Genomic DNA, 26,671 nt, shown 5'->3' on the forward strand with positions numbered 1-26,671 from the left:
GGTGAAGCTTGATTCTTACCCTGACTATTCTTTTGCGATTCGTTTGCCATCTCTAAAAATTCTTGCAATGACTAACATTAGACTTACCTATGAGTATACTTTAAACTCAATTAAGGTTGTAGATGAAAGTATTGATAAAATAAACACAAAGCTTGCCATAGTTATTACTCTCAGTGGAGTTCTAGTTAACTTTGGGAAGGACTTACCCGGCTATTCTACAACCATATGTGAAAAAGTTAATTACCCTTGCCCAGCTTGCTATTTCATGAAGCTGGCAGCATATGTCTGCATTATCATTGCTATTGGACTAGGTTTATGGGGATTATCGCCTGCTAGCGCTGGTAAGATAGTCTTGCCAGAACAGCTACTTATGGATGAGTGGAATCTAGCAAGTGAAGAAGATTACATGACTGCGCTAATTCAATATTTAGAGAAAGAAACACTGCTAGTACTCAACAAAATTCGAGATAAAAAAGCTAGCACGCTAGATTGCGCTGTTCGCTTCATAGCAGCTTCTGTCGTACTGTTAATCTTAGATGAAATCTTAGTAACTTCTATCCCGATACTTGGGAAGCTTTGCCTGAACCTGTAATTGCGACTTTGAATTAGGGCAAATTGCTCTAAGAATTAATTTAACAAAGTATAAATACTTAGTGCTTTTACTGCTTCTGAATTTAACCGCAAGCTCCTTAGCTCTCATTCTAAATTTGGCACTTTGATTCAAGAAGGCAAGGACGATCGGAGTCGCCGACTTCGATTTGAACAGTGGCATGGTGAATGCCGAAGCGATCGCGTAACTCTTGAGCAATCTGAGTCAGAAACATATCGCCTGGATGTCCTGTAGGGATAACTAGATGGGCTGTCAAAGCAGTTTCCACCGTACTCATGCTCCAAATGTGTAAGTCATGTACCTGAGCTACGCCCGAGTGCTCGGAGAGATAGGTACGAACCGCACGTTCGTCAATGTTATGCGGGACTCCATCAATTGCCAGGTGAAACGAATCTTTTAATAGTCCCCAAGTGCCGAACACGATCGCAAAACTGATAATCAAGCTAACTGCTGGATCTAGCCATAACCAGTGGGTAAACAAAATGGCAATGCCTGCTATAACTACGCCCAGCGATACCATTGCATCTGCCATCATGTGTTGAAATGCAGCTCGAATATTCAGGTCTCCTTTACGACCTGACAAAAACATCAAGGCCGTGCCAGTATTAATTGCAATGCCAACAATCGCAACTCCGATTACGATCGCACCATTCACCTCACCAGGATGAACTAGTCGCTGAATGGCCTCCCAAATAATTCCACCTGTTGCAACCAGCAGAAAGACAGCATTGAGAAAAGCAGCGAGAACCGATGACTTGCGCCATCCATAGGTGTATCGAGCAGAGGGCTGACGACGAGCCAACAAACTTGCAATCCATGCCAGCAATAACCCTAAAACATCGCTGAGGTTATGTCCTGCATCTGCAATAAGCGCCACCGAGTTAGCCAGAACTCCAAAGATAAGCTCTGTGACGACAAATCCTCCGTTCAGTAGCAGCCCCAAAACAAAAGCCCGATTGTAATTGGTAGAGTGATGCCCGCGATCGCCATGGGAATGTTCGTGGTGATTATGTGCATGTTTATGACCATGTCGATGTGTCATAAATTCAAGATCCCAAATGTTGCCAGAGAATCGATAAAGTTCCCCTAGCATTCTAGTCCAGAATCCTTACGAGTTTGGGTATTCTTTCGTATATAAAATGGTTCTCATTCTCAAGTTCTAGCCTCAGAACCCATCAATGACCTATCGCTTGTTTCTCTATAAAGAGCCAAGCGGCATACTAATTCGTTCAGGTTTATTCAGGCTTTTTGCGAACCGAATACTTACCTTTCGCTGTTACGGGCGATCCCTTATTCTCTGCTAAAAGTTTCATGTATTGGTCTATTGCCTTTTCCTTGGAGGGATATTCTGCAATCACGTGAATTTTACGGCTATGGGCCATTTCCATTACTACTTGGGTCAACGTAGAAGTCATAGGTGTTACCGTACCCTTTTTATACAAGAAATAATAGCGACAGAAACTTATATGCAAAAAGATTCCCAAATTTTGCCGATTTCGATCGCATAAACAGCAAAAAATCAGCAAACTAAGTTGGAAAATTTGAGAAGACTACAACAAAAGCTGAAATTCCTTAAGGGCAGGCACGAAGTTACTATTCTCGTGGCTGGAACGACTGAGCTTAATCAAGACAAACCGTTGTAAAGGCAGCAGACCTGCCCACTGTGCTGGGGAAAGTACTGCCCCTACTTCTTGTAATTTTGCCTGCACTTCCGCAGGGATATTTTGCGCGTCTTCCCAGGCAGGCTCAGGATCGATGGTTAGCGGGGTGGCGCGATCGCCAGTACATTCCCGTATCAAATCCTGGAGGAACTGATGGTAGTTTTGCACCTCTGGTTGAGTCTTGCAGGGCATGTCTACTAAAAGTTGGCGCTGGGCGCGGCTAAATTTATGCCATTCTGCTAGTTTGAGCTTGATGCCGCAGGTATCTAACTTAAACCGCACTTGCATTGGAATGCAACGCAGCGATTCCACAAAGTCAGCTTCAAAGTTAAATAGATCGTTCATGTGGTGTGCTGCCAGACCCAACCTGTTAATAACCCTACAACTTTTAAACTAATTTGGGTAGATTTCCCTACTCTAACAAACCTGAGATTCGGGGTTATGATGAGGTCAGATTGTAGGTGTGTTTGCGCATACACTTAGAGTCAACAGTTTTGAACGGTAAGGGCAACTAGTTATGAGATTCTATACGTTTGGCAACGGCGGCGGCAATGAAGATCGATTTGCAGGTCTGCGATTCTGGCTTACCGTATTTTTAGTAATTTGGGGCTTGAGCGCCCTCGGTCTTGGCTGGCTGGTTGATTCGTTGTTTATTTTGATCGCGATCGCTACAGTCGCTCCCATAGTTGCATTCTTTGGCCTCCAGTGGTGGGTGAAGCGCAGCATTATCACTTCAGAATGCCCGGTATGCGGTCATGTTTCCATGGCATCTCGCAACAGCCAGTTTAACTGCCCCAGTTGTGGCGAACTTTTGCAGGTGGAGAAGCAAAAGTTCGTACGATTTACGCCACCAGGGACGATTGACGTAGAGGTACAGGCAGTTGATTAGTTGGGTGATGGGTGATGGGCGATGGGTAATGGGCGATGGGCGATGGGCGATGGGTGATGGGTGATGGGTAATGGGCGATGGGTGATGGGTGATGGGCGATAACGCAGGGGTTTCGCATTTGTCCGACCATCTTTGCATCAAACCCAAGCATTAGTGACAAATGCTAAACCCTTACTTACCGTTCGTTCCATACCGTTTGCCATCCCCATACCGTTCGTTCCATACTGTTTGCCATCCCCATACCGTTCGTTTCATACCATTTGCCATCCCCATACCGTTCGTTCCATACCAGCCGATCGCTGACAGCTATTTATTCCCTACCGTAAAAGAAGCGTGGATATCTATTGCACCCGTCCTGGCTGCCCTAAGCCGCTTAACTCGTTTGCCGATCTCGATACTAGCGGCACGATTAAAACTATTACGCAAAAGTTTTGTACTAGCTGTGGTATGCCACTCATCCTCGGCGGTCGGTATATTACAGAGAAACCTCTAGCCAGGGGTGGGTTTGGCGCAACTTTTACCGCAGTCGATCGCTACACGCCTTCGATGCGGCGCTGCGTGGTGAAGCAACTGTTGCCGATCGGGTTAAATCCCAAGCAAATGCAATTTGCCAAAGAATTATTCGAGCGTGAAGGTACAGTACTGGATCGGTTGGGCGGGCACCCCCAAATTCCTGACTTACTAGCTTTTTTTGAGGTGCAAGCACCATCGCGCAGTCCCGCCAATCCCGATCAGTTTTTTTATCTGGTACAGGAATTTATTGACGGGCTGACATTAGAGCAGGTAGTAGAGCAGCACGGCGCACTGAAAGAAGACGAAGTATTGGAGATTATGACTAGCCTGCTTCCTGTTTTGCAGTTCGTCCATGAAAGCAACTCTATTCACCGCGATATCAAACCCTCGAATATTATGGTGCGCCCGCAGGATGGCAGATATTTCCTGCTTGATTTTGGAGCGGTGAAGTTGGTGACCGCAGCAGCGGCAGGGCAGAAATCTACAGGTATCTTTACCCCAGGGTTCGCGGCACCGGAACAAATGCGGAGCGATGCAGTTTTTCCTTCTACCGACTTGTATGCATTTGCAGTCACCTGCATTTATCTGCTCACGGCCATGCAACCTGAGGATCTATTCGATCCGGCCACGAATAGCTGGAACTGGCGATCGCATGTAGTTGTAAGTTCGCAACTTGCCAATATCTTAAATAAGATGTTAGCCAATGCCCCCAGCGATCGCTTCAGTTCGGCAGCGGAAGTATTAGCTGTCCTAACTGGCTCTCAGCAAGCAGTTTCACCTACTCCATCTAAACCAATTGCCCCCACAGCCCCCTCTACTCCTCCAATTTCCATCATCCCCTCTAACCCCCAACCAACCCCCAACCCCCAACCCCCAGCCCCCGTCGCTCGCCAGGTACCGCATCCTCGCCCAGTTCGGCCTCCATCGCCACCCTTGGTTTTACCACCTCTGGGCAATCAGCTATTCGCTGCTTTTCTGATGGGATTTGAGGGAATGGCATTGGGGATTATTGCCCATAGCGTCGGCTTAGCTTTAATCGGCCCATTTAGCTATGCCATCCTGGCTGGAGTAATGCTGGCATTTCTGTGGCTGCGCTCCAGTCAGATTATGGATAACAAGGATTTGCTATTTCTAGTTGGGATCACCGCACTTTTGTTGTGGCTGAGTAAGATATTTCTCAACTGGGCAACCCCACCTTTACCAGATATGTTTCTATTAGCTGCGATCGCGGGGTTTGCTACAGTAGCGATTATTACTTTATTCCGTCTGGTCTACCAGACCATCTACAGTCTGCTGTGAGCATGTCGAAGCGAGTTAATAGTTACAGGCTTAATCTTCTACCTATCTCCCAAATGCCGATTGTTTTATCTTTACTGGTAGTTGCGAGAGAGAAACCCCGATCGGGGGCGATCGCCCTAACTGCTAGATCGAAAATAGAATCCTGGTGACCTTCTAATACAGCCAATTCCTCGCCAGTTTCAATATCCCAAAGTTTTATTTTTTTATCCCAACTCGCACTTAATAGTAGGGTTTTGGAATTGGGTAAAAAAGCAATGCAGGAAACCGACCAACTATGCCCGGATAGATTGCGTAGCAATTGATGGGTTTTTAAGTCCCAAATCTTAATATCTTTGCCATCGCCAGCACTGGCTAGAATGCTGGCATCGGCATTAAAAGCCACGGATTTAATCGCCCAATTGTGCCCCTTTAAACTATGCTTTAACTCCCAATTATCAGTTTGCCAAATCTTCACTATGCGGTCTTGAGATGCACTTGCCAATAGAGGCGATCCGATCGCAAATTGCACGTCAGTTACGGCTAAGCTATGTGCTGCTAAAGTGGTAATTAGCTCTTTAGTTTGGCGATCCCAAATTCTTATTTTTTTATCAATATGAGCGCTGGCTAGCATGGGAAGACCAGGATGAAGGGCGATCACAGCTACTCCACTGCCCGTGTCTAATTCGTGGACGATATCGCTATCTGCATTGCGACCGCCGTTCCAACGCCAGAAATAGATCTTACCTTTACGATCGCCACTAATTAAGATATTGGTATTTGGAACGAATTTAATATCTGCGATCTGCCCCTGATGCCCGTATAGATTTACAATCCTGTCCCCTGTTTCTACTTCCGAGATCGAGATCTTTTTGTCCTCACCACCACTGGCGATAAACTTGCCATCGTCGCTATAATCAATGCAATTCAGTCCTGCGAAAAGTTCCTCGTCAGCGCGCAGAAACTTCTGACAGGTCCAGGTATATTCGAGTGCGTCCTGGTGCCTTTTCTTGCGAGCGATCGCGCTTTCCCAATCTGTGACGCTACATCCCATCATGCGTAAAACATCTGACGGAGAGCGCAGCCTTCGATCGAGATCTGGGACAATTAACTTATCGATTAACTCGCCTAATCTCTCGCGGCGATCGCTATTTACTTCTGCTTTGCTAATTTGCCAATTATCCCGCCATACCCAGCTACGATCGATCGTATTGAAGACATCGAAGGGGCGCAATCCTGTCAACAGATATACACAAACTAAACCCAAACTATAAAGATCGCTCGCAAAACACACTGTCCCTTCCAAACTTTCTGGCGCTGAAAATTCAGCAGAACCAGAGTATATATCCAGAGAAGTATCAGACTGAATATTGCGATCGCCTTTAACTTTGGTTAAGCTCATCCAATCCACTAAAATAAACTTATTTAGCTTATCTGAATAAATAATATTTTGCGGTTCGATTTCTCGATGAATTAACTTGTAACTGTGCAGATGATGTAGAACGGGCAGGATATTGAGGAGAACTTGCCAAACGCGATCGACCGCAAAAGTGCCAGAGCGATTTACCAATGTTTCCAGATTATTACCTTCGATAAATCCTCTTACCAAATAGCAATAACTATCTGTCTCAAAGCTATCGATATAATCGGGAATATCAGGATGCGGTTCGATCTCTTTTAGATAAGTAACGAGGCGGTTGAAATAGTTATTGTAGGGGTTATCTTTGTGAATTTGTCTTAGAATACAAGAATTGGTATTGAGGCGATCGCTGACTCGAAAAACCTGACTGCGATTATTTTTATGTAAAATCGCGATCGCTTGATAGCGATCTTTCAGACTTAAAGCAGCTCCGCAGTTGTGGCAAAACTGAGAGTCATTATCTCGATTAATTTGCAAACAATTGGGATTGAAACAGTATACCCTTGGCATGATTATATTGAAAATTATTCTGAGAAAAAAGGAATCTGTTATCGCCGCCTATTTCGATGTCCTGCTAGTTTCTGCCACATTTGACGGATTGTAGTTATGAATGAAGATATACATTTCAAAAAAACTTGAGAACCTTTAGGCTGACTGCTAATTGTGCGATCTTTACTTGCTGGCACCTGCTTTGGGGGAATAGATCGAGCAGGAGGCGAAACGGGCATCACGATGATTGAAGGATTAGAAGCTGATAGTTGGAGATCGGCGATCCGATCGACAATGCCATATTGTAGGGCTTCTTGAGCAGATAGAAAAAAGTGTTGTTCCGTATCCCGTTCAATCTTCTGCACTGGCTGCCCCGTGTGTCGAGCCATAATCCCATTTAATGTTTGCCTAATTTTACAAAGTTCTACAGTCTGCGCATCTAATTCAGGGCTGTTATTAACTCCTACTGAAGGCGGACAAAGCATAATCCTACTATGAGCGAGCGCCAGCCTTTTTCCCTTTGCACCTGCTGCCAATAACAAGCCAGCTATTCCTCCCGCAAATTCAATACAAACTGTTGCAACATCAGCTTGAATACTCTCAATTGTGTCGTAAATTGCCATGCCTGCTGAAACCGACCCACCAGAAGAATTAATATAGAGATAAATATCTGCGTTCGCATCTTCGGAGTCCAAATACAGTAATTGCGCTACAGCAGCAATAGCCGTTTCGTTTGTTATCTCTTCTCGCAAAACAACAATCCGTTTTTGGACTAGATCGTTATAAAATTCTTCATTCTGGTTCAGGAAATCATTTGAATTATCCATTTCAATCTCGATCTCTCCTTAGTATCTTGAGGTTATATAGCGGTTTTCAGATGAAAGCGAGAAGGGGGTTTGGGGGCGTTGCCCCCAAGAAGGGGTGGAACCCCTTCACCCCGTTAATAAAACCTGTTCTCAATTGAAAAACGCTATAACTGACTTTACGTGGAAGATTCTGGAGTCCTCACCCCTCCGCGTAACATCAGGTTATAACAGTAGAGTGGGGGTGGGCAATGGGTACATCTCAAGTTTGCAGGCTCATAACCCCACCCATCCTCCCCTTGACAAGGGGAGGTACCGGAGGTGGAGGGGTAACTGCAAAACTGGAATGCTCCCTGGGCAATGCCCTGTTATCTATAATCCCCTATAAATCCTTGGGAGGAACGATACTTGCCAAAGGATTATCTAATACAGGTTTCTTAGTTGCTACAGGTTTTTCCTCTTTAACACTATTTGCACTCTTCAAACCAGGTACCCCCGGTTGTTGCAATTGATTTTTTAGCAACATTGCCAACAAACCATCCAATAAACCACCGCCATTTGCACTGCCGCTTACCGATACATCGGGGACGACGCGAACCTGGCGATCGCCGATTACCTGCATCAACTGAAGCACAGTATAGGCTTGAGACCCCAATGCCGTCACCCCCGCTTTGTAGGCGGCTGCCTTAGCTTCCCCAGTAAGGCGGATTGCCTCTGCCTCGCCATTTGCCTCCTTGATCTTAGAACTGGCCGCCAACTCTGAGATGCGCACGCCTTGTTCTGCTTTAACTACCTCCTGTTGGATATCTGCTAGCGCAGTTTCCCTCACTAACTCCTGTCGTTGGGTTTGCGCCGTACGCTGCACTTCGTAGGTCTTTTGTTGTTCTTCGGCGATTTTTCTTTGCGTCAAAGTCTGCATCAATTCTGGTGGCGGCGTAATCAACCCGATTAAAGTATCCACCGCCTGCACGTCATAGGCACGCAAAGCCAACCGCACGTATTCTGCTGCCTCTGCTTGTCTCTGACTGCGTTCCGTCAAGAAATCGAGAATCGTGTATTCCTGCGCCGAGTTACGGAAATAGTTAGCGATAATCGGGCGCAGAACGTGATCGACAACATTTTGCATCGAACCCAGACGAGAAATTACCTTTGGTGCATCTAACGCGCCGATATGGATGATTTGGAATACCTCTAAATCGTACGTGAATCCATCAAAAGACAGTAGCTTCAACGCCGTTAGTTTGGAATCGTAACCGTGTTCCCCTGTAATGCGTTCCGAGAAATTTAACACGATATTCGTGGTTGGCACCAATTCCACTCCCATAATCCGCGTATTCAGAGGATGCTTGCCCGGATATAGAGGTGTTACCCAAACTCCTTTATGACCGGGGTTAACCAGCGAACCGTGGGTAAATGCTTCGCCACTAATATCTTCGGTAGTTTTGCCCACAAAGGAAATGACTACCCCCACATAACCGATGGGAATTTCTGTCATCCTTACCTGTTCGACTTGTGCAAACCAGGGATTGAGATTCCACGAACCCGATAGAATGACTTGCTCTTGTAAGCCCCTTCTGCCGCCGCCATTAATAAATTTTTGAGCGTTTTGGAAATTGTCGTGACCCGGAATCACGGGGCCAGCTATTTCTCCTTCTTCGATCGCCAAACCATCCAAAGTCGTAACGATACCTACCGTGTTTGGGTCTACTGTATGCACTTTGAGATCGTTGGGGTGCATTCCTTGTTTGCTAGCAGTTGTCGCCGTGATAATCGTGAATAATCCGGTGTTAATGCGATACATACCTGCGGTGAGAATGCCTAGCTGTCGTCCCTTCTCGCCACCGTTGACTAAAAATTTGTGTGCGTCTTGAAAATCGTCGCAGGGAACGACCTTACCTAATATCCTCTCCGGTGGGATGGTGGCACCGTCATTGGCAACTACAAGGCCGATTTCTCCTTGAGGGATAATGCAAACAGATTCCTTTTTGATGCCATATTGCCAGGGCCAAAAGCCCCAGTGCCAACCTGGTGGTAGGGTACTGGCCTGCAAACCACCTTCTCCGTGCAAGGCAATTAATCTGCCAGCGGGTAAGCTTTTGCTGGCAAATTTCTTGGTGACGATCCCAACTTCTTTTTCCCCAATCACAACTAAACCCAAAATCTGGCAGATTTGAGGAAAGAAAATCAAGCAAATAACTACGCCAGCAACGGGGATCAGCCAGGTAGATATATCCGCCTTGACAATCTGTGGTTGAGATTCAATCTTTGATGTTGTTTCTGGGGTGGATAGCGCAGTGATGAGTTCGCTGTGGGTAACGGTTCGAGATTGTTTAACTGGTAGTTCTTTGGCTGCGGCAACATTTCCCGACAGCATGATTCCAGCCGCAAGTAATGAGGTAACAGACAAACCCCGACTGAGTTTGCCACCTAGCAACTTATTCTTCGTGCTTCTCATAGTTGTTATTCTTTGTATCGAGACGTATCGAAATCGAGATATTGAAACTTCAGCAAAGAAAGACTTTGTTCTCCTATGCTTCACAAAAGTTAATAATCAAAATAGATAGGCATTCAAGAACCTAATGAAGATCTATTAAGCTCGGCTTCTTCAATGTTAAGTGAGATAGATTTTTCTCACTGTCTACACTATTCTAAGCGATCGCTCAGTTTAACTTTTGGAAGAAAGCCTAAATTCAGATTTAATTAATCCTGTGCCGTGAATAACTATGCCTTATGCACGATAATGTTATACGATCGGTTAATCTCCGGTAAGCCTAGCAGTTAAAGGGGGATTGTGCTAAACCATTCTACAAAATATGTCGAGGAAAGGTGAAGTGGGTATTGTGGTTCAGGAAGTGTCAAAAAGCTTTGGCGACTTCCAAGCGGTGGACAACGTTAGTATAGAAGTCAAAAGTGGCTCTTTGGTAGCACTTTTGGGGCCGTCCGGTTCCGGGAAATCTACCTTACTCCGTTTAATTGCGGGGCTAGAAATACCCGATCGCGGCAAGATCTTTTTAACGGGCGAGGATACAACTTTTCAGGATGCCCGCGATCGCAATATTGGGTTTGTGTTTCAGCATTATGCCTTGTTTAAACACATGACCGTGCGCCAGAATATCGCCTTTGGGCTGGAAATCCGCAAGCAGGAAAAGTCAAAAATCCGCAATCGCGTCGATGAGTTACTGGAGTTGGTGCAGCTAAAAGGTATGGGTAACCGCTACCCCTCGCAGCTATCGGGCGGGCAACGGCAGCGGGTGGCATTGGCAAGAGCCTTAGCTGTGGAACCCAAAGTTTTATTGCTGGACGAACCTTTTGGGGCGCTAGATGCCAAGGTGCGGAAGGAATTACGGGCTTGGTTGCGCCGCCTGCACGACGAAGTGCACGTTACCAGCGTCTTTGTTACCCACGATCAAGAAGAGGCGATGGAAGTAGCTGATGCGATCGTGGTGATGAATAAGGGTAAAGTCGAGCAAGTTGGTACGCCAGCGGAAATTTATGACAACCCTGCCACCTCATTTGTGATGAGCTTTATTGGCCCGGTTAATGTTGTACCTGCTAGTACGAATATTTGGGGGAAGAGTAAGCACGCCAACGATCGCGAACATGTCTTTATTCGCCCGCAAGATATTATGATTAAAACACAGGCAACCGATACGACCGTACCGGCTCGTATTAGCCGCCTGATTCATCTAGGCTGGGAAATCCAGGTCGAGCTGGCACTTGATGACGGTCAGGTACTAATGGCTCACCTTACACGCGATCGCTTTGACGAGTTAAAGCTAGAACCGCAGCAGCGCGTGCACGTCCAGCCCAAAGATACCCGCTCGTTCCCTTTAAACTATTCAATTTGAATTGAAGCCCTAGTCTCTAACTCCAAAATCATCTAGAGTTGGGAACATGACTGAATCTGCTCCCTTGAATTTTGCCGATCGGGATTTGAGCGATCGCTCCTTCAAGCACCAGTACTTGAGGGATGCAAATTTTCGTGGGGCGAATATTCGAGGTTGCGACTTTGGTGGGGCGAATTTAATCGGTGCTAACTTTGCCTATGCCAGAGCCGGACTGAGCCGCAAACAAGTAATTACTTTGGTTATCTGTGCCATTGGGTTTGGGATTGCCTACATCGATGCTCTGGTATTCGCACTAATTGGGAGTTTCTCTATGGCTGTGGCGATCGCGCTTTCCACATCGATGCTAGCCGCATTGATCTCGCCATTTACCTTGAGTTTGGGGATCTGTTCCTTAGTAGCTGTATTCGCAAATTTATTCAGTGCCGACAGTGGTTGGGAAGTCTCAACCGCAATCGCGATCGCGTTTGGTTGTGCCGTCGTTCTGACGATTAACCGAACTTTGTTTACCGTGTTTCTTGGCGCGATTGCGTTTAGCCTGCTAATCGCCTTATTTTTCGGGTTTGCTGGGAATTTAGAGCAGACCCTGACCTCTTACCGCGTGGTTACTGTGGGCATTACATTTAGCAGCATTGTTACCCTGACTGTAATGGATGGCGATCGGGATTTCTATGCTGCTAGCGTAGCAGGCAAATTTACGATCGCCGCCGCCGCTGCAGGTAATTGCCTGGTGTTGAGTGCCCTAGCCTTCGCAGTTGCCCGTAAGTGCTTTGATGATGACCTACCACTGGAGGAATTCGGTTATGTATGCTTTGCGATCGCTTCTGCGATCGGCGGGTTGGTACTCTTAGCCAGAGCAGTTAAAAGTATTAATGATGCGATCGGCACGTCGTTTCAAAATGCCGACCTTACTGGCGCGAGATTTGACAAAGCCGTAATGTCCCATACCGATTTTTCTCAAGCCAGATTATCAAAAGTAAGTTGGTCGCGCGCGCGCCTCAGAAAGTGCTTCATGCGCAGTCGATCGAGGGATAACGGGAGCGGGTCGCTAGACCTATAGTTATGATGACGATCGCGAGGCAATTCCCTCAGGAATGCGTACCGCTGCAAGGAAATTGCTTCCTACAGGTAATTTGTTTATGGGAAATCTCCTAAGCAGGCTTGACTGCACCAATCTGTTGGATCTGTTCTTTCATCCAGCTTTCATATAATTCATCGATTAATTGCTGGCGTGTATTTTCATCGAGCTGCGCTGGATAAAATTTCTCTAATCTAATCAGGACAAACCATTCCTCTAATCTGGTGGGCGGCCATAACTGTCCTGGTTGACTAATAGCCAGGGTGCGGGCGATCGCAGGATGCGGTGTAACCAAAGGCGTAGGCCCCACTAAGCCACCCGTTGCAGCTTCGCCGCCTTGAGAATACTGCTTTGCAAGGTCTGCAAACGACTGCTCTTCTTCCTGGATGCGAAAGTAAAGTTCCTGGGCGGTACCCAAGTCCTTGGTACGGATCAGCGAATATAACACCCGATCCAGGGCGGGTTTGCGCGTCATAAAGTACGACTCAACTTTATGTCCAAATTTTTCTTGTTTGAAGCGTGACAGACGAGTTGGACGCATCACGACATCCTCCAGTTGACTGTCCGTCAACCCCTGCACTTGCTGCCAGGACGATCTCGCTTCGGGAGTTTCTAGCTTATTTTGCGTAAAGAACTTTTCTAGCAAATCCTTGCGTTCGGTTTCCGTACATTCATAACTAGCGATCGCCTCATCTATAATTATTCCCCTAATCAGTTGAGGGAGTAATTGATAGCGGCGCAGAAGCCCGATTAATGCCTCTGCCTCAATTTTTTTATTACCAATCTGGAAAATTTCTGCCATAGCCTCATCATTAAACCACAGTACTCAGGCAGTTAATCCAGCCCCGCATACCACTTTTTAGATTACAACTAAATCAAACTAAAAATAATGAGGCAGTTACTACCTACCTCATCCTTCACCACATCTTAAGCCTGCTATATAGCCGTTAAAAAACTGACAGCCAATCCGCTGAATCTGATTGCTTCTTCAAACCACTAAGCAACGATTACAAGATTTAAAGCAGTGAATGAGTGAGGGAATACCGCGAATTGGATCTGGGCGATCTTGGTAAATAATTTGGCGGTACCAGCACCATCCTGGTCGTAGTATAAGCCTCCCTTGTTTGTATCGTAGTAGAAGGAAGAAGTACCAATAGGAGCACCTACAACATCTGCATTTTGACCTTCCACACTGCCAGAATTGGTTGAAAAGAAGAAGCTGGTTGGTGCAGTCCCTGAGCGGTCTTGGCCTGCAACTAGCGAACCACCAAATGCAGCAGCGCTAATCTGAACTACATCAATAACCCCAGAGGTAAAAGTAAAAGCATCAAAGTCAGTAATTGTATCGTATCCACCAGGCTCAAATACGTTTAAGAGGAATGTGTCATAATCCTCAAAACCGCCTCCGGTTAGCGTATCAAAGCCTGCTCCGCCAATCAGCGTATCGCCCTTACCGGAGTTCAACTCTTGAAAGAAGGAGGTTCGCCGATCGCTGCTATCGCCACCATTGATGCTGTCATTACCAGCACCGCCATCCATAACATCATTGCCAGCATTACCAGCCAGGGTGTCGTCGTTGACAGTAGATTGGAGCAGAATGCCATTAGCCGTCGTTGCTACGCCAGCAATAGGGGAGAATGTGTCAGGTGTAGGCGCTCCTACCAGGTTCTTACCCTTGATGTTGGCACCAGGTTGACCTTGACCGACAGTGAAGGTAGACGTACCGCCGTTATCACCCGTGTTGACGGTGTCATTGGTGGTGATGAAGCTACCGTTGATAGCGAATAACTGCGATCCTGGTGCCAGTAGCTGCTCTCTAGTTACACCCACGACCGTGATGGTTTGGTTGGCAGGAGTGCCATCGCTAGCTGTGCCTGCAATTGCAATTACCGCTGCGCCAGCCGAGTTGGTGGTAACCGTTACTGTGGCGTTGCGGTCTAGTTGGGAAATTGAAATCGTGTCGCCAGTAGCGAAGTCAAAGATCGTGTCAGAGCCACCAAAGCCGCCTCTGCTGCGTATCACTTGCTCTGCACCTGTAAACGCCACCAGATCCTGCGGTACGGCGGTAAAGAATTGGAACTGGTCGTTGCCAGATTCTCCAAACATGTCATTATTGCCACTGCCACCAATCAGGGTGTCGTTACCGTCCGCACCCAACATGCGATCGCTCCCGTTACCAGCAATTACCACGTCGTCGCCGATGTCGCCGTTCATGGTGTTGGCATTGGCAACGCTACCGTAGATCGTGTCGTTGCCTTGACCGCCAAACAGAGTGTTTCCACCATTGGTAGAAGCGACTAGCAAGTCTGCGTCCCTATTACCGCCCAAGCTGTCAGCGCTGAAGCCAAAGCGAGCGCCAACGAGGGTGTCGGCACCCTGACCGCCAAACAGGCTGTCGTTGCCGCCTGCGGTTTGGGTTAAGCTATCAGCAAACAGAAGGTCGTTGTCAGCATTACCGTTAAGCGTATCTCTGCCGACGTTACCGATGAGAGTGTCATCGCCTCTGAGACCTCTAGCGTTATCGCCTTCCGTAGTTGCTAAATAACTGTCGTTAGCATTTGTTCCTGTAAAAACTGCCATTAAATTTTGCACTCCTCACGTTTTCAGTTTCTTAAGTTCTTGGTTAAGTGGTGCTTTCCAACTCTAACTATTGCGATAGCTCTTATATTGCTTTAGCAGGCAATTAACCGAACGTTTGTAAGCTTGGCTCGAACTCAGAAACCTCACCACCATACATAAACTAGACATATCACAATAGGCACTAAATAACCGTGCAGGTTTAAGCAATATTCTGCGCAGAAGCAAGTAAACTTGCCAACAAAGACAGTTATGCATCAAAAATGCAGACAAAAAAGAGGCAGTTAGTACCGCCTCTTTTTAACCTGTTAGCTTAGTAACTGATGTTACGCGGAATCCTCATCTCTTTTAACCTGCACGCATCTTTACACATAAGGGTCGCAGGGGCACAGCCCCCGCTCTGGTTTTCTTCCCCTCTCCCTGAGGGAGAGGGGCCAGGGGTGAGGGTTTCAGGATCTTCCGCGTAAGGTGAGTTAGTAACTGAGCGTTAATCCACAATTACCAAACAAGCTTAAACAACAATTACTATGTGAGAAGAAGTAAATGCATTGTTAGGGGTGGAACCCCTTCACCCCAAAAATAAAACCCGTTCTCAAGTGAAAACTGCTATAGCGCGCTGAACCTGGTGAATTATCAATGCTTAACTGTGGCTGTTGAGAATAGATGTTTCTGGCTGTGCAAGGTTCTTTTTATATCTTCGAGAGACTTCTTGTTCGGGATCGATACCTTCAAAGGTTGGTGGCAGCCAGACTCTGAGTACCATCAAACCTCCTAACACCACAAGGAAAACACATGCAGCTAAGACCTGCGTAAAGGTTGTCTCAAGCACGCCTCTTACGATCGTTTCTCGCAAGACAGAAACAATGGAAACTTCTACTGCTACTCCGATCGATACTCGTTGCTCCTGGAGGTAAATAATCAGCAGGCGGAATAATTCCACTAAAATCAGTAATGAGAGAATATCTGCCATTACGGTATGGAACTGGATGGGTGGAATTAAAGAAAGGAACATGGTACCGATTTGCAGCACCATAAAGCTAAATAGTCCGATGCAGAGACAAATCACGATCAGATCTTGAACTAATTCCAATGCCTGCACGATTCGAGGCAAGTGCAACCAACTATCGCGTTTGATTGGTTTGAGGGGAATATCTTGTAGTAAGTTATGCATCTTGCTAATACCAATTCGATAGAGGGCTAGAGGTACCAATCCAAAACAGCATTGATACATCGAAGGTGGCGGGGTGTGTCCCACCACCTGACTGCAATAAACTGTTATTGAAATTGGTATCGATCGTAGCTATAGTCAATAGGCTTAGGACGGGGTGCAGGGATTCCACCCCTGCGTGGGGGCTGCGCCCCCACACCCCTGTAATAACCGATCTATCTACAGCTATAACTTTATGGTCGGGCAACGAGCAGTATTTGTAAAATGCCAATTCCTAAAGGAATATATTAGTATTCCTTATGAGATTGCAGATCTTGTACGCTGCTAAACTTATGTATGAGTTCTCGATCGCCCAGCAACTCGTCAATTAACCCAGCGATCGCTTTGCAGCAACTATCCGGCGATCGCCCCACCTGAAAAGCACTGAATCGCATCACAACCCATCCTGCGTCCAGGAGATATCGATCGAACTCCTCATTTGGTAATAACCCTTGAGGTTCGTCCGTTTCATCTAAGGCGATCGCGATATGAAGATTTGTCTCGGGATCGATGTAAGCAAAATCTAATGTCAAACTCCGATCGGGAAATTCAACCTGGCATCCCACATGAGTTGAGTTAGGAAAATATTGGGTTAATACCCGGGCAAAATCGCTTTTTATTCCACTCAGAGTAATATTCGTAGCATCTTCCACTCTATTGTTAGAGCTTACTTGCTTCAGGAGTTCCAATAACTTTGCTCGTCGATATTCTCTCAGTCGATTGGGGCTGCGAGCTACGGCAACTTTACTCTCATGCTGAGCTTGCTTGCGGGCATAAGTTTCTAGGGAAGTAAAGTATCCAGCCAGGATGCGATTGTATCTTTGCAAGCGCTGCTTGTAGCTCTTAAAGCGCAGGTGTTGATATGTAAAAATAGCTCCTAGACCAATCAGAAGTACAATCGTACCTAAATTCTTGTCAACGCGATAAATGAGAGATGTGCCTGCGATTAAAAGCGCGATTTCAATTACAGCTTTGAAAAAATCAACTGGTTGTGGTTCTGATGCAGAAAGTACAGGCGATCGCTCCGTAAATATCGGCAAAGCAGGCAACTCTGACTGAATTCCTTGCACCTCAGGTGGTATGAGAATGATGGGAAAGCAACTCATAGTTGTCAGATACCGTCCCATTTACTCATAGGTAACCCGATCGGACTTGTAATTTGGTGGCTCTACATGGATAGCGATCCTTACCGGGTCGAAATGCTCGTGGAGAAGATCTTCAACCAATTCTGTAATCTGATGGGCAGACTCCACATCAGTAGGTGCAACAATCATATGCATTTCGATGAATATCTGTCTACCTAACACCCCTCTAGAAGCGATATCGTGACAATTAATTACACCTGGCACCTGACGAGCGATCGCATCAATCGTTTCCGGTGCGATCGCCATCTCATCAACTAGCATCGGCAAGTTACTTGCGATTACTTTCCAACCGCTCCAAAATACCAAAGCAGCAACGGGTAAAGCCAGTACCACATCTATCCACTGCAACCACTTCATGCCGGTCAGTTCGCCGCACCACACCCCTATTAGACCGGCGATCACAATAATCGTAATCCAAACATCGCTCATAGTGTGCTGAGCATCGGCAATCAGAATACTACTACCAATACGATTGCCGACCCGACGCTCGTAGAAGGTAATGATAATATTCATCCCTAAAACCACGATCATCAGCCATAATGCGGGAGCAGAAACATCCACTTTATGTACCGCGCCGCTCGTAACTCGATCTATAACTCCCTTGAGAATTTCCAAGCAGGCCATGCCCAGAAAAGCAGAGATACTTAGTGCGGCGATCGCCTCAAATTTCTGATGTCCGTAGGGATGTTCTCGATCTGGGTAGGGCGAGGCAAATCGGATGGCAACTAAGCCCAGCACGTTATTAAAACTGTCGGTGACGCTATGCAGAGCATCGGCAATGAGGCTGAGCGATCCGGTCCACAGACCTACCACCAGTTTGACTAGCAAAACTAGTATGTTGAGTAGCAAAGTGATCAGTAGTACCCTGCGTACTTGAGGACGTATATCTTCCACTCCGAACCCTAATTAAAAGTCATCATCGTAATTGCTAGCGGCTGCTTGGTCGTCGCGCTTGGAGCCTAGTAAATCTAGCTGCTCGACAAAGATAATCGGTTTGGAGCGGTCTTCGCCCGTGGTGCGATCCTGCCAGCGATCGAATTTCAGCGATCCTGTAATCCCAATCAGGCTTCCTTTTTTAACATAGTTGGCAGCTATCTCAGCGGTCTTGCCCCAAATCTCCAGATCGAACCAATCCGGCGGTTCGTCGCGATTGCTAGTCCGGCGATTGACCGCCAGGGTAAACGTACATTTTTGCGAACCGGACTCAAAATATTTGACTTCAGGATCTCTACCTGCGCGACCGACCAAATTAATTTTATTTAGTGACATAGTCTCAAGTTTATTGCTTTATTGACGACTCCCCGTCCTAAAGGCGCGGGGATTCTTGGATCGTCGGGAGTCCAACGACTTTACCCTCACCAAAATTCACTGCGATGCGCCCCACCGCTGTATAAGAAAATTTCTGTTGCTCCCTTGGAGCTAAAACTTTCTTAGGATAGTACGCCCATTGCGAGACAGGTTCCTCCGCTCATGGCGCGAGTCTCTGCCTGTGTGGCGATTGAGTTTATTGTATCAAAAAGCCGTGCTAGAAGCACGGGGCTTGCATCCCAGTTTTTTGGTCAAAATTGTAGTGCAGGGATCGATATTGAGGAAATAATTGTAGAAATCTCCTAGGGGATTCAGAAAGTTGAGGTACAAATATTAAGAGAGATATTCAAAGTTGCAGATAGGGGTATTACTACTCTTCTAGGCAGGGTATTTTTGATTTGAACTTCTGGGACTGTAATACGCAATCCCTTCTATTCATGGCGCTTGACAAACATAATACGATCGTGTTTTTTAACTAATAAACGTCAGGTCTTCCCCCCACTGAATGTAATGAACGGTAGTTGTAGTGAATCCATGGAACAGGATGTTACTGCCTGTTTGCACGATCTGGTCAGACTGGCTACCTATGCTTGTCAGGTACCTACAGCTCTAATTACAATTTTCGATGGGGAAATATTAAATTACTTCATTAGTTTTGGATTGAAAGCAAAAAGTTGGTATGCAGAGTTACCTTTTTGCACCTATGCCCGACGTGGCTCATCCTTGTTTGTAGTAGAGGATGCCTCAACTGACTCGCGCTTTGCCAAACACCCTTTGGTTAAAAATTTGCCCCACATTAAATTCTATGCGGGGATGCCCCTGATCGCGGACGATGGAAGAGCGATCGGTACGTTTTGTGTAGTTGATTATTTGCCTCGGATGCTAAGCACCGAACAAAAGGAAGCGATCGCGCTTCTAGCCCAGCAGGCAGTAATGCAAGTGCAACGGCATAATTCCCGCGTGCAGGGCGCAAAGCTTGAAACTCTGACAAAACAGGTAGAAGCTCTGCAATCGGAATCTCAGTTCCTGCGATCGCAGATTAAGGATCTCGAATGGGAGAACGATCGGATGCAGTTGCTGTACCGCCTGGGAATGGCGCTGCAAACCTGTTCTAACTTTGAGAAAGCATATCAAGCGATCGCACCACTGCTGCCTCAATTATTCCCAGACTGTACCGGTAATATTTTTATAGGATTAGAAACCCATTGGAATATTGCCCATTCGGTTTTGGCGTGGGGAGAGCCACCGCCATCGCCTCTAAAAGAGATTTATCTGGATCGTTGTCAATCCCTAATATCTCATCCAATGTATCGGCAGTCTTGCTTATCTAATGCCAGCAGTACTGCGAATAATCCTGAGGAGTATTGCCTTTGCTGTCATCAGGAGAAACTATTACAGGATCGAAAGCTATTGTGTTTCCCGCTTAATATCGAAGACAATGTAGTAGGTGTTTTGCATCTGTATCCTACCTCTCAAGTGCCCTGGACTGAGGAGCGCAGATTGTTTGTTGAGAAAGTAGTTAACCAACTGACAATTGCATTTGGGAATCTCAAAGTACTGCATACGTTTAAACTTAAAAGTATTCGAGATCATTTAACCGGTTTATTCAATCGTCGCTATTTTGAAGAGATCTTAGAACGCCTGCTCAATCGTGGCGAACAGGGGAACTATGCGGTTAGCTTGATCGTGCTCGATATCGACTATTTCAAAAACATAAACGATACGTTTGGACATTTAGCTGGAGATGCTGTTTTGAGGGATATTGGGATTTTTCTGAAGGGTTCCGTGCGACCTACAGATATCGCATGTCGGTATGGTGGGGAAGAGTTTGCGATCGTGTTACCGGCATGTCCGATCGAAATTGCTGGGCAAAGGGCAGAAAAGCTACGTCGAGGGATTCAATACCTAGGAATGGAATACCAAGGACAGAGTCTTGGGAAGGTAACAATTTCTGGTGGGGTGGCAGCATTTCCAGATTGTGGCTCAACGTTAGCCGAGTTGGTCAGTGCGGCAGATACGGCTTTGTATCAAGCAAAAGTAAGCGGGCGCAATCGTATTTGTATAAGTAACAAATTAACCGTGCATTAGTTCCGCAGCAACTTTTGCTTTCAGGGAAAAAATGCTATTTGTGATTTATACCAATTCTTCAAAATCGAACTACATATCAATCTACGTACGGGCGAACGGCCGTTCGCCCCTCCAGCAATCTGTAATTTTACTTGAGAGAATTGGTATTAGCTATCAGCTACTAGTGAAGAAATTTTGCAATTCGGATAGGATTGCTATATAACTTCGTAGATCTTACAAATAATCTAAAGGCGGATGTATCATGGCATTTAGTAGGGCAAAGATGTCTCCTAATCCTCAGACTGACGGTCTAGTCACCGGGCGGTCTCGCCGCAGTCAAGGCACCGTCCAAACATTACCCGAGTTCGATACTTATCCCGTGCCTAAATGGTTGCGCTTCCTCATATCTGCCCAACGGCTGTCAATTACTGTCACTGTTCTGTTAACTGTTGCTGTTTTTGGCGTGTATAGCTGGACTGTATATGCTCAAGAGGCTTGGAACAAGCAGTACAGGAAATTAGAGGAACTAAAGCGTCACGAGCGCAACCTCACAGCCACAGAAGGATTGCTAGAGCACAGTCTGATCCGCGATGCCCAAAGAAATTCCAACCAGAGATTAGTCAGGGAAACTCCAGAGCAATCAATTTTCTTGCAGTCCGCACCTAGACGATCGCTAGCACAACCCAGCGAAGCAACTAGGGAAGATCTGGGCGTGCCCTTTGAACCCCTAGGCTACTAATCGGCAATTAAGGAATTGGCGATCGCTCGCGAAGTAATGCAAGAACCCAGTAACTACTACGAAATTTTGGGAGTGCCTCAAAATGCCAGTTCTGCTGATATTAAAGCAGCTTATTATCGATTAGTTCGTAAATATCACCCAGATTTAAACCAGACCGATCTAACTGCCCAAGACAAGTTTTGCCAGGTAACAGAAGCCTATCAGGTGTTAAACGATCCCGAACGGAGATTGGTTTACGATCGCCTGATTAATAACTTAAATAATGCACGGCCAAGTAACGCGCAGGCAGGCAATCCTACGCAAGATGCTGAAACTGCCTATACTCGCGGCCTAGATAAGCTCAACCGAGCTGATTGCAGAGAAGCGATCGCGCACTTTACAGAAGCGATCGCGCTCCATGCTAGCTATACGGCAGCATATAATTGTCGCGGCCTCGCTTATTACAAACTAGGAGACTCGGCCTCGGCAATTATCGACTACACTCAGGCAATTCGCCTAAACCCTGATTTTGCGGAAGCCTACTATAATCGAGGACTGGCGAGGTTTCGCTTAGGCTACAGCCAGGCGGCAATTGAGGATTTTACCAAGGCTGGGGAATTGCAGCCAAACTACGGGCAAGCCTACTATAGGCGAGGGTTAGTTTATGTCGATCTAGACGACCGCACCCATGCGATCGCCGATCTACAGATGGCGGTGGAAGCATTTACAGCATGTTCGGATCTGCCGGGCGTGCAGTTGGCGCAGTCAACCCTACAATCGCTCAAGGTCAAACATAAATCGCGGCAAATTGTTAGTAAAACCAGGGAACTGATCGATGACACTCGCATGGCTCTGGGTAATTTCATACCCAATCCTTTGGGGGGGATGCTGCCTGTCTATGCCAGGTTAACTGTAGTTCGAGCAGTCAGGTTGAGTATCTGCATAGCAGTTATTTTCAACCTCTGCTTTACCATAGGTGCCTATATGCTCTGGCGGCAGATCTACAACAATACCGTACCTACCGATAAATTGATTTTCACTGGTGGAGTGGTATTTCTAGGCTTTGCCGTTTCTAGCTTTGTCATGCGGAGCTTTTTGCGCGGTAGAGGTAGCTTCGTTGGCGATCTGTTTATCGCCGGAGCCTCATTACTACCAATAGGAGCTTTAGTTTTACTGAGCGGTTTGGTAGGAGTATCGCATGGCGCGATCGCTCTGGCAATTTTCGCTGTATTCAGTATTTCCTATGCCATCCTGACCGCCTACAGCGGCTGCAACCAGATCTCTAACATGTCAGAATCCGCATCTACCCTAAGCGTACCAACAATCTTTTGTTTAACCGGGTTCATCCTCGCAGCCTGCATCGCCTGGATGAGACCCATGGGAATTCGCCCTGATGGTTTGGTAACTTTCTTGATGGGTTTCTTAATAAACTAATCCTACCTGTAAATTTTTCATTGATATGCTCATTGATATGCTCCATGTACGGGCAGGTTTAGCTAGAAGTTTTTGCTTGTTAATACCAATTTAAATTGTTGTGGTTACAGATGGGGGGTGGGGGCAACGCCCCCACGAAGGGGTTCCACCCCTTCACCCCGCTCGATCTGTCGTGTTTACTGTTCAAATTGGTATAACGATAACGCTCGTACAAAACCTGCCCCTACCAATGGATTTTTCACGGCAACAACTAATCCTCGTGATCCTCAAATGGATCGCTTAGTTTTTTATTGGGTGGGCCAAAGGCTGTATAAATCGATATTGCAGTTAGACAGATCGTAAACACCGCGATCGCTAAAGTAATATACAGAGCATCATTTTCCATGAAATATCTCGATCGCTTAATATATTGGTACAATTGTACGACAACAGCAAATTAAATTTCTTTTAAAATAAGTCGCACTATGTCACAACGTACTTGGTTGGGAGATATTCTCAGGCCCTTAAATGCTGAATATGGCAAGGTTTCCCGTGGTTGGGGAACTACAACGGTTATGGGAACATTTATGGCTCTATTCCTGGTGTTTTTGCTCGTTATTCTCCAGGTATATAACTCGTCTTTAATTCTAGAAGGCGTTAATTTAAACTGGGGCGGCTAGACCGCTAGTTGCCTACAAGTTAGGAAATCAAAGGTATGCCCTGCTAGTTGGCAGGGCATACCTATCTGAATTAGACAGGGGTATAGGCAGGATGAATATTTTTGGTATTGGTTTACCCGAGATGATCGTGATTATGGTAGTAGCACTACTGATCTTTGGGCCTAAAAAATTACCGGAAATTGGACGCAGTGTGGGTAAGGCCATCAAAGGATTTCAAGATGCTTCCCGCGAGTTTGAGTCTGAGTTTAAGCGCGAGGCAGAGCTATTAGAAGAAAGTACCAAGCCTTCAACTACTGTCGAGACATCGAGCGAGTCTTCAAAGCCATCAGCAGATGCCTGAATTTAATACTTTAGCTGCACCGCCAATTGACCTGATTGTGGGGTTGGGTAACCCTGGCGATCGCTACAAGCATACTCGTCATAATATTGGGTTTATGGCGATCGACTATCTAGCCAGTCACTGGCAGATTCAACTTACGACCGATCGCAAATTTCAAGGCATCTACGGTGACGGTAGGTATCCTAGTGGTCAAAGGGTACGCCTGCTCAAACCTACAACCTATATGAACCTTTCCGGTCAGTCGGTGCGATCGCTCTGTGACTGGTTTAAGATCGAACCTCAGTCTGTCCTGGTCATTTATGATGAAATGGACTTGCCCTTTGGCAAAATTCGCTTGCGTCCATCCGGCTCGGCGGGCGGACATAATGGCATGAAATCGATAATTTCCCACTTAGGCACGCCAAATTTTCCGCGCTTGCGGGTGGGTATCGGCAGGAGCACTCATGCCGTACCTACAGCTATCAGTCACGTTCTAGGTAGCTTTAATCCGGAAGAAACCCATGCCCTGCCCGACATCCTGAGATTGGTAGAAGATACAGTTAAAACTCTGTCCGCTGAGGGCATCGAAAAAACCATGAGTATCTATAACAGCCGCACCATTACCATTAGTGCTGGTATTGTATGAGTTTGTCCGAGGCGATCGCTACGAAAAAACTCACGACAACTAAGATAAGTATAGCCGTAGACAGATCTGCTAGGACAGGGGGTGTGGGGGCTGCGCCCCCACGCAGGGGTGGAACCCCTGCACCCCGTCCTAAGCCTATTGGCTATAGCTATATGTGGAGAGACTAAGGTTCATGGCAAAAGCCAGGTGAGTCTCAATGAAGCAGAAACTAGACTTCAAAGTCTAACTTTGTCTAAGTTCTAGAGAGCGGATAATATGGGTAAAACAAATAAGGACGCAGGTTGGACTGAGGAGAAAAGCTTATGAAGGCCATGATTCTGGCTGCTGGCAAAGGGACGAGAATTCGCCCTATTACATACGTGATGCCAAAGCCAATGATCCCGATCATGCAAAAACCCGTAATGGAATTTTTAGTCGAACTATTGCGGCAGCATGGCTTCGATCAAATCATGGTCAATGTCAGCCATTTGTCAGAGGAAATTGAGAACTATTTCCGTGACGGTCAAAAGTTTGGCGTGCAAATGGCCTACTCCTTTGAAGGTAGTATCATCAATGGTGAATTGGTAGGGGAAGCTTTAGGTTCAGCGGGTGGGCTGAAGAAAATTCAGGATTTTTCGCCTTTCTTTGACAGCACGTTTGTGGTGATGTGCGGCGATGCGTTGATCGATCTCAACCTGAGCGAGGTGGTGGCGTGGCACCGTTCTAAAGGTGCAATGGCAACAGTCGTTACCAAAACCGTACCGAAGGAAGAGGTATCTAGCTACGGTGTCGTGGTAACCGATGATGAGGGTAGAATTTTAGACTTCCAGGAGAAGCCCAAGGTTGACGAAGCTCTCAGTAATAATATCAACACGGGTATATATATTTTCGAGCCGGAGGTGCTTAACTACGTCCCCTCTGGCAAGCAATACGATATCGGTAGCGATCTATTCCCGCAGTTGGTAAAGGCGGGAGCGCCTTTCTACGCGATCGCGATGGACTTTCAATGGGTAGACATTGGTAAAGTACCCGACTATTGGCAAGCAATTCAGGATGTACTGCAAGGTAAGATCAAAAATGTCAAGATTCCGGGGCGTGAAGTATTACCAGGGGTATTTACGGGTCTGAATGTATCGGTGGACTGGAATAAAGTGGAAATTACAGGGCCTGTATACATTGGGGGCATGACCTGCATCGAAGAGGGAGCCAAGATTATTGGACCAACGATGATTGGCCCCAACTGCCATGTTTGTAAGGGGGCTGTGGTAGAGCGCAGCGTCATTTTTGAATATTCGCGCCTTGCCGACGTACGCTTAGTTGATAAGTTGGTATTCGGTCGCTATTGCGTTGATAAGACGGGTGCCACGATCGATCTACAGGCGGCGGCTCTGGATTGGCTGATTACCGACGCACGTCAGGAAGCACACGTCCAATCCCCCCTTGCTCTTGGTGTTCCCAGTACAAATGCTCCGTAAAAAATTTACTGTTTCTATAGATTTGAGGGTGTTAGATTATGTTGTTACAGGCACGTAGACTAGCGATACCTACAATACTGACGAGGGCGATCGCACCCGTAACTTTGCTAGGTGCGATCTTCAGCATGACTTCAGGAGTTGAAGCCAGAAATTGCCGCCCGCTAGAAGTAGTTGGTGGTGCTGGTACAGTCGTTGAGAAAAAGATTACTCCGGGCGGTACTCTACTCACCAACGATAACTGGAACACTGATTTTGCAGTACCGAGCGGGACTAACTTTAACCTGTATACTGCAACGATTACTCCCAAAGATAATGCCAACTACGCCATCAAGCTATTTCTCAAGTACAGTAACAATACGCTCGATAAGTTCTACGACCAAACTACCCCCCTTAAAAAAGGCAAGCCTTTAGTAATTACCGGGGAACCGAGGGCAAGAGAATCTCCCTATCAAATCAACGTATTGGTGGGCGGACTCGAAGCGATCGGTACGGAATACTTGCTTACCGTATCTGGATGTTATTAGCCGATCGCCGAGTGCTGAAAGCTCTACCCT

Annotated in this window: 27 protein-coding genes; 14 read left to right on the top strand and 13 right to left on the bottom strand. The window is 46.5% G+C overall.

Translation table 11 applies throughout. The features are described from left to right. Position 1: 1 nt before the first annotated feature. Positions 2–592 (top strand): Pycsar system effector family protein, encoded by a 591-nt coding sequence (locus tag PSE6802_RS0125145; protein WP_202950730.1) that lies wholly within the window; start codon positions 2–4, stop codon positions 590–592. A 109-nt stretch (positions 593–701) separates the two neighbouring features. Here the strand turns inward: PSE6802_RS0125145 and PSE6802_RS0125150 are convergent, their stop codons facing one another. The 3 genes from PSE6802_RS0125150 to PSE6802_RS0125160 form a co-directional block, all read right to left on the bottom strand. After that, a complete protein-coding gene (locus PSE6802_RS0125150; protein WP_026103555.1) occupies positions 702–1,652 on the bottom strand; it encodes a cation diffusion facilitator family transporter in 951 nt (316 codons plus the stop codon). Positions 1,653–1,845: 193 nt separating this feature from the next. Continuing rightward, a complete protein-coding gene (locus PSE6802_RS30305) occupies positions 1,846–2,025 on the bottom strand; it encodes a hypothetical protein (RefSeq protein ID WP_019502780.1) in 180 nt (59 codons plus the stop codon). Between the two features lie 135 nt (positions 2,026–2,160). Then, a complete protein-coding gene (locus tag PSE6802_RS0125160; protein ID WP_019502781.1) occupies positions 2,161–2,616 on the bottom strand; it encodes a nitrate reductase associated protein in 456 nt (151 codons plus the stop codon). Positions 2,617–2,788: 172 nt separating this feature from the next. Here PSE6802_RS0125160 and PSE6802_RS0125165 point away from each other — a divergent pair, with 172 nt between their 5' ends. From PSE6802_RS0125165 to PSE6802_RS0125170, 3 genes are all read left to right on the top strand, one after another. Next, the gene (locus PSE6802_RS0125165; protein ID WP_019502782.1) at positions 2,789–3,160 is read left to right on the top strand and encodes a hypothetical protein; all 372 of its coding nucleotides are present in this window, start codon (positions 2,789–2,791) and stop codon (positions 3,158–3,160) included. Positions 3,161–3,313: 153 nt separating this feature from the next. Next, positions 3,314–3,463: a hypothetical protein gene (locus PSE6802_RS33915; protein ID WP_156815651.1), complete on the top strand. Its 150-nt coding sequence runs from the start codon at positions 3,314–3,316 to the stop codon at positions 3,461–3,463. Between the two features lie 30 nt (positions 3,464–3,493). Continuing rightward, positions 3,494–4,972, top strand: coding sequence for a serine/threonine-protein kinase (locus PSE6802_RS0125170; protein WP_019502783.1), 1,479 nt, complete (start codon positions 3,494–3,496; stop codon positions 4,970–4,972). A 22-nt stretch (positions 4,973–4,994) separates the two neighbouring features. On the opposite strand, the gene PSE6802_RS0125175 is transcribed toward PSE6802_RS0125170, so the two are convergent. The 3 genes from PSE6802_RS0125175 to PSE6802_RS0125185 form a co-directional block, all read right to left on the bottom strand. Beyond that, positions 4,995–6,878: a WD40 repeat domain-containing serine/threonine-protein kinase gene (locus PSE6802_RS0125175; RefSeq protein WP_019502784.1), complete on the bottom strand. Its 1,884-nt coding sequence runs from the start codon at positions 6,876–6,878 to the stop codon at positions 4,995–4,997. A 38-nt stretch (positions 6,879–6,916) separates the two neighbouring features. Then, positions 6,917–7,684, bottom strand: a complete 768-nt coding sequence (locus PSE6802_RS30310) for an ATP-dependent Clp protease proteolytic subunit (protein WP_019502785.1) — start codon at positions 7,682–7,684, stop codon at positions 6,917–6,919. Between the two features lie 358 nt (positions 7,685–8,042). Continuing rightward, positions 8,043–10,115 (bottom strand): SPFH domain-containing protein, encoded by a 2,073-nt coding sequence (locus PSE6802_RS0125185; protein ID WP_019502786.1) that lies wholly within the window; start codon positions 10,113–10,115, stop codon positions 8,043–8,045. 376 nt (positions 10,116–10,491) lie between these two features. Between PSE6802_RS0125185 and PSE6802_RS0125190 the strand changes: the two genes are divergently transcribed. Beyond that, on the top strand, positions 10,492–11,508 hold the full coding sequence (locus tag PSE6802_RS0125190; RefSeq protein WP_026103556.1) for a sulfate/molybdate ABC transporter ATP-binding protein: 1,017 nt from the start codon (positions 10,492–10,494) through the stop codon (positions 11,506–11,508). Between the two features lie 46 nt (positions 11,509–11,554). Further along, complete coding sequence (locus PSE6802_RS0125195) at positions 11,555–12,565, top strand: pentapeptide repeat-containing protein (RefSeq protein ID WP_019502788.1); 1,011 nt, start codon at positions 11,555–11,557, stop codon at positions 12,563–12,565. A 91-nt stretch (positions 12,566–12,656) separates the two neighbouring features. On the opposite strand, the gene PSE6802_RS0125200 is transcribed toward PSE6802_RS0125195, so the two are convergent. The 6 genes from PSE6802_RS0125200 to PSE6802_RS0125225 form a co-directional block, all read right to left on the bottom strand. Next, positions 12,657–13,385 carry a peptidylprolyl isomerase gene (locus PSE6802_RS0125200; protein ID WP_019502789.1) on the bottom strand — a complete coding sequence of 243 codons (729 nt, stop codon included), beginning with the start codon at positions 13,383–13,385 and terminating at the stop codon, positions 12,657–12,659. Positions 13,386–13,579: 194 nt separating this feature from the next. Continuing rightward, complete coding sequence (locus PSE6802_RS0125205; RefSeq protein ID WP_019502790.1) at positions 13,580–15,163, bottom strand: calcium-binding protein; 1,584 nt, start codon at positions 15,161–15,163, stop codon at positions 13,580–13,582. A gap of 637 nt (positions 15,164–15,800) precedes the next feature. Beyond that, positions 15,801–16,331 carry a phosphate-starvation-inducible PsiE family protein gene (locus tag PSE6802_RS0125210; RefSeq protein ID WP_026103557.1) on the bottom strand — a complete coding sequence of 177 codons (531 nt, stop codon included), beginning with the start codon at positions 16,329–16,331 and terminating at the stop codon, positions 15,801–15,803. Positions 16,332–16,615: 284 nt separating this feature from the next. Next, positions 16,616–17,473, bottom strand: a complete 858-nt coding sequence (locus tag PSE6802_RS0125215; RefSeq protein ID WP_019502792.1) for a hypothetical protein — start codon at positions 17,471–17,473, stop codon at positions 16,616–16,618. Positions 17,474–17,494: 21 nt separating this feature from the next. Continuing rightward, positions 17,495–18,406: a CDF family zinc efflux transporter Cdf31 gene (gene cdf31 / locus PSE6802_RS0125220; protein WP_019502793.1), complete on the bottom strand. Its 912-nt coding sequence runs from the start codon at positions 18,404–18,406 to the stop codon at positions 17,495–17,497. Positions 18,407–18,418: 12 nt separating this feature from the next. Next, positions 18,419–18,781, bottom strand: coding sequence for a single-stranded DNA-binding protein (locus tag PSE6802_RS0125225; protein WP_019502794.1), 363 nt, complete (start codon positions 18,779–18,781; stop codon positions 18,419–18,421). A 573-nt stretch (positions 18,782–19,354) separates the two neighbouring features. On the opposite strand from PSE6802_RS0125225, the gene PSE6802_RS0125230 reads away from it, so the two are divergent. The 3 genes from PSE6802_RS0125230 (at position 19,355) to PSE6802_RS31520 (ending at position 23,039) form a co-directional block, all read left to right on the top strand. Beyond that, positions 19,355–20,908, top strand: coding sequence for a diguanylate cyclase (locus PSE6802_RS0125230; RefSeq protein ID WP_019502795.1), 1,554 nt, complete (start codon positions 19,355–19,357; stop codon positions 20,906–20,908). A 241-nt stretch (positions 20,909–21,149) separates the two neighbouring features. Next, on the top strand, positions 21,150–21,626 hold the full coding sequence (locus PSE6802_RS31515; RefSeq protein ID WP_156815652.1) for a hypothetical protein: 477 nt from the start codon (positions 21,150–21,152) through the stop codon (positions 21,624–21,626). Between the two features lie 36 nt (positions 21,627–21,662). Further along, the gene (locus tag PSE6802_RS31520) at positions 21,663–23,039 is read left to right on the top strand and encodes a J domain-containing protein (RefSeq protein WP_019502797.1); all 1,377 of its coding nucleotides are present in this window, start codon (positions 21,663–21,665) and stop codon (positions 23,037–23,039) included. Positions 23,040–23,289: 250 nt separating this feature from the next. On the opposite strand, the gene psbN is transcribed toward PSE6802_RS31520, so the two are convergent. After that, positions 23,290–23,424, bottom strand: coding sequence for a photosystem II reaction center protein PsbN (gene psbN / locus PSE6802_RS0125245; RefSeq protein ID WP_019502798.1), 135 nt, complete (start codon positions 23,422–23,424; stop codon positions 23,290–23,292). A 79-nt stretch (positions 23,425–23,503) separates the two neighbouring features. Between psbN and psbH the strand changes: the two genes are divergently transcribed. The 5 genes from psbH to PSE6802_RS0125270 all read left to right on the top strand — a co-directional run bounded on the left by psbH (position 23,504) and on the right by PSE6802_RS0125270 (position 26,641). Then, positions 23,504–23,698 carry a photosystem II reaction center phosphoprotein PsbH gene (psbH, locus tag PSE6802_RS0125250; protein WP_019502799.1) on the top strand — a complete coding sequence of 65 codons (195 nt, stop codon included), beginning with the start codon at positions 23,504–23,506 and terminating at the stop codon, positions 23,696–23,698. A 91-nt stretch (positions 23,699–23,789) separates the two neighbouring features. After that, the gene (locus tag PSE6802_RS0125255) at positions 23,790–24,038 is read left to right on the top strand and encodes a TatA/E family twin arginine-targeting protein translocase (RefSeq protein ID WP_019502800.1); all 249 of its coding nucleotides are present in this window, start codon (positions 23,790–23,792) and stop codon (positions 24,036–24,038) included. Continuing rightward, entirely contained in the window at positions 24,031–24,663 is a 633-nt protein-coding gene (pth, locus tag PSE6802_RS0125260) for an aminoacyl-tRNA hydrolase (RefSeq protein WP_019502801.1), read from the top strand. Before PSE6802_RS0125255 ends, pth begins: the two co-directional genes overlap by 8 nt. 302 nt (positions 24,664–24,965) lie before the next feature. After that, positions 24,966–26,117: a sugar phosphate nucleotidyltransferase gene (locus PSE6802_RS0125265; RefSeq protein WP_019502802.1), complete on the top strand. Its 1,152-nt coding sequence runs from the start codon at positions 24,966–24,968 to the stop codon at positions 26,115–26,117. Positions 26,118–26,155: 38 nt separating this feature from the next. Beyond that, a complete protein-coding gene (locus PSE6802_RS0125270; protein WP_225902708.1) occupies positions 26,156–26,641 on the top strand; it encodes a hypothetical protein in 486 nt (161 codons plus the stop codon). Positions 26,642–26,671: the final 30 nt, after the last annotated feature.

The sequence above is a fragment of the Pseudanabaena sp. PCC 6802 genome (assembly GCF_000332175.1).
Lineage (GTDB): Bacteria > Cyanobacteriota > Cyanobacteriia > Pseudanabaenales > Pseudanabaenaceae > PCC-6802.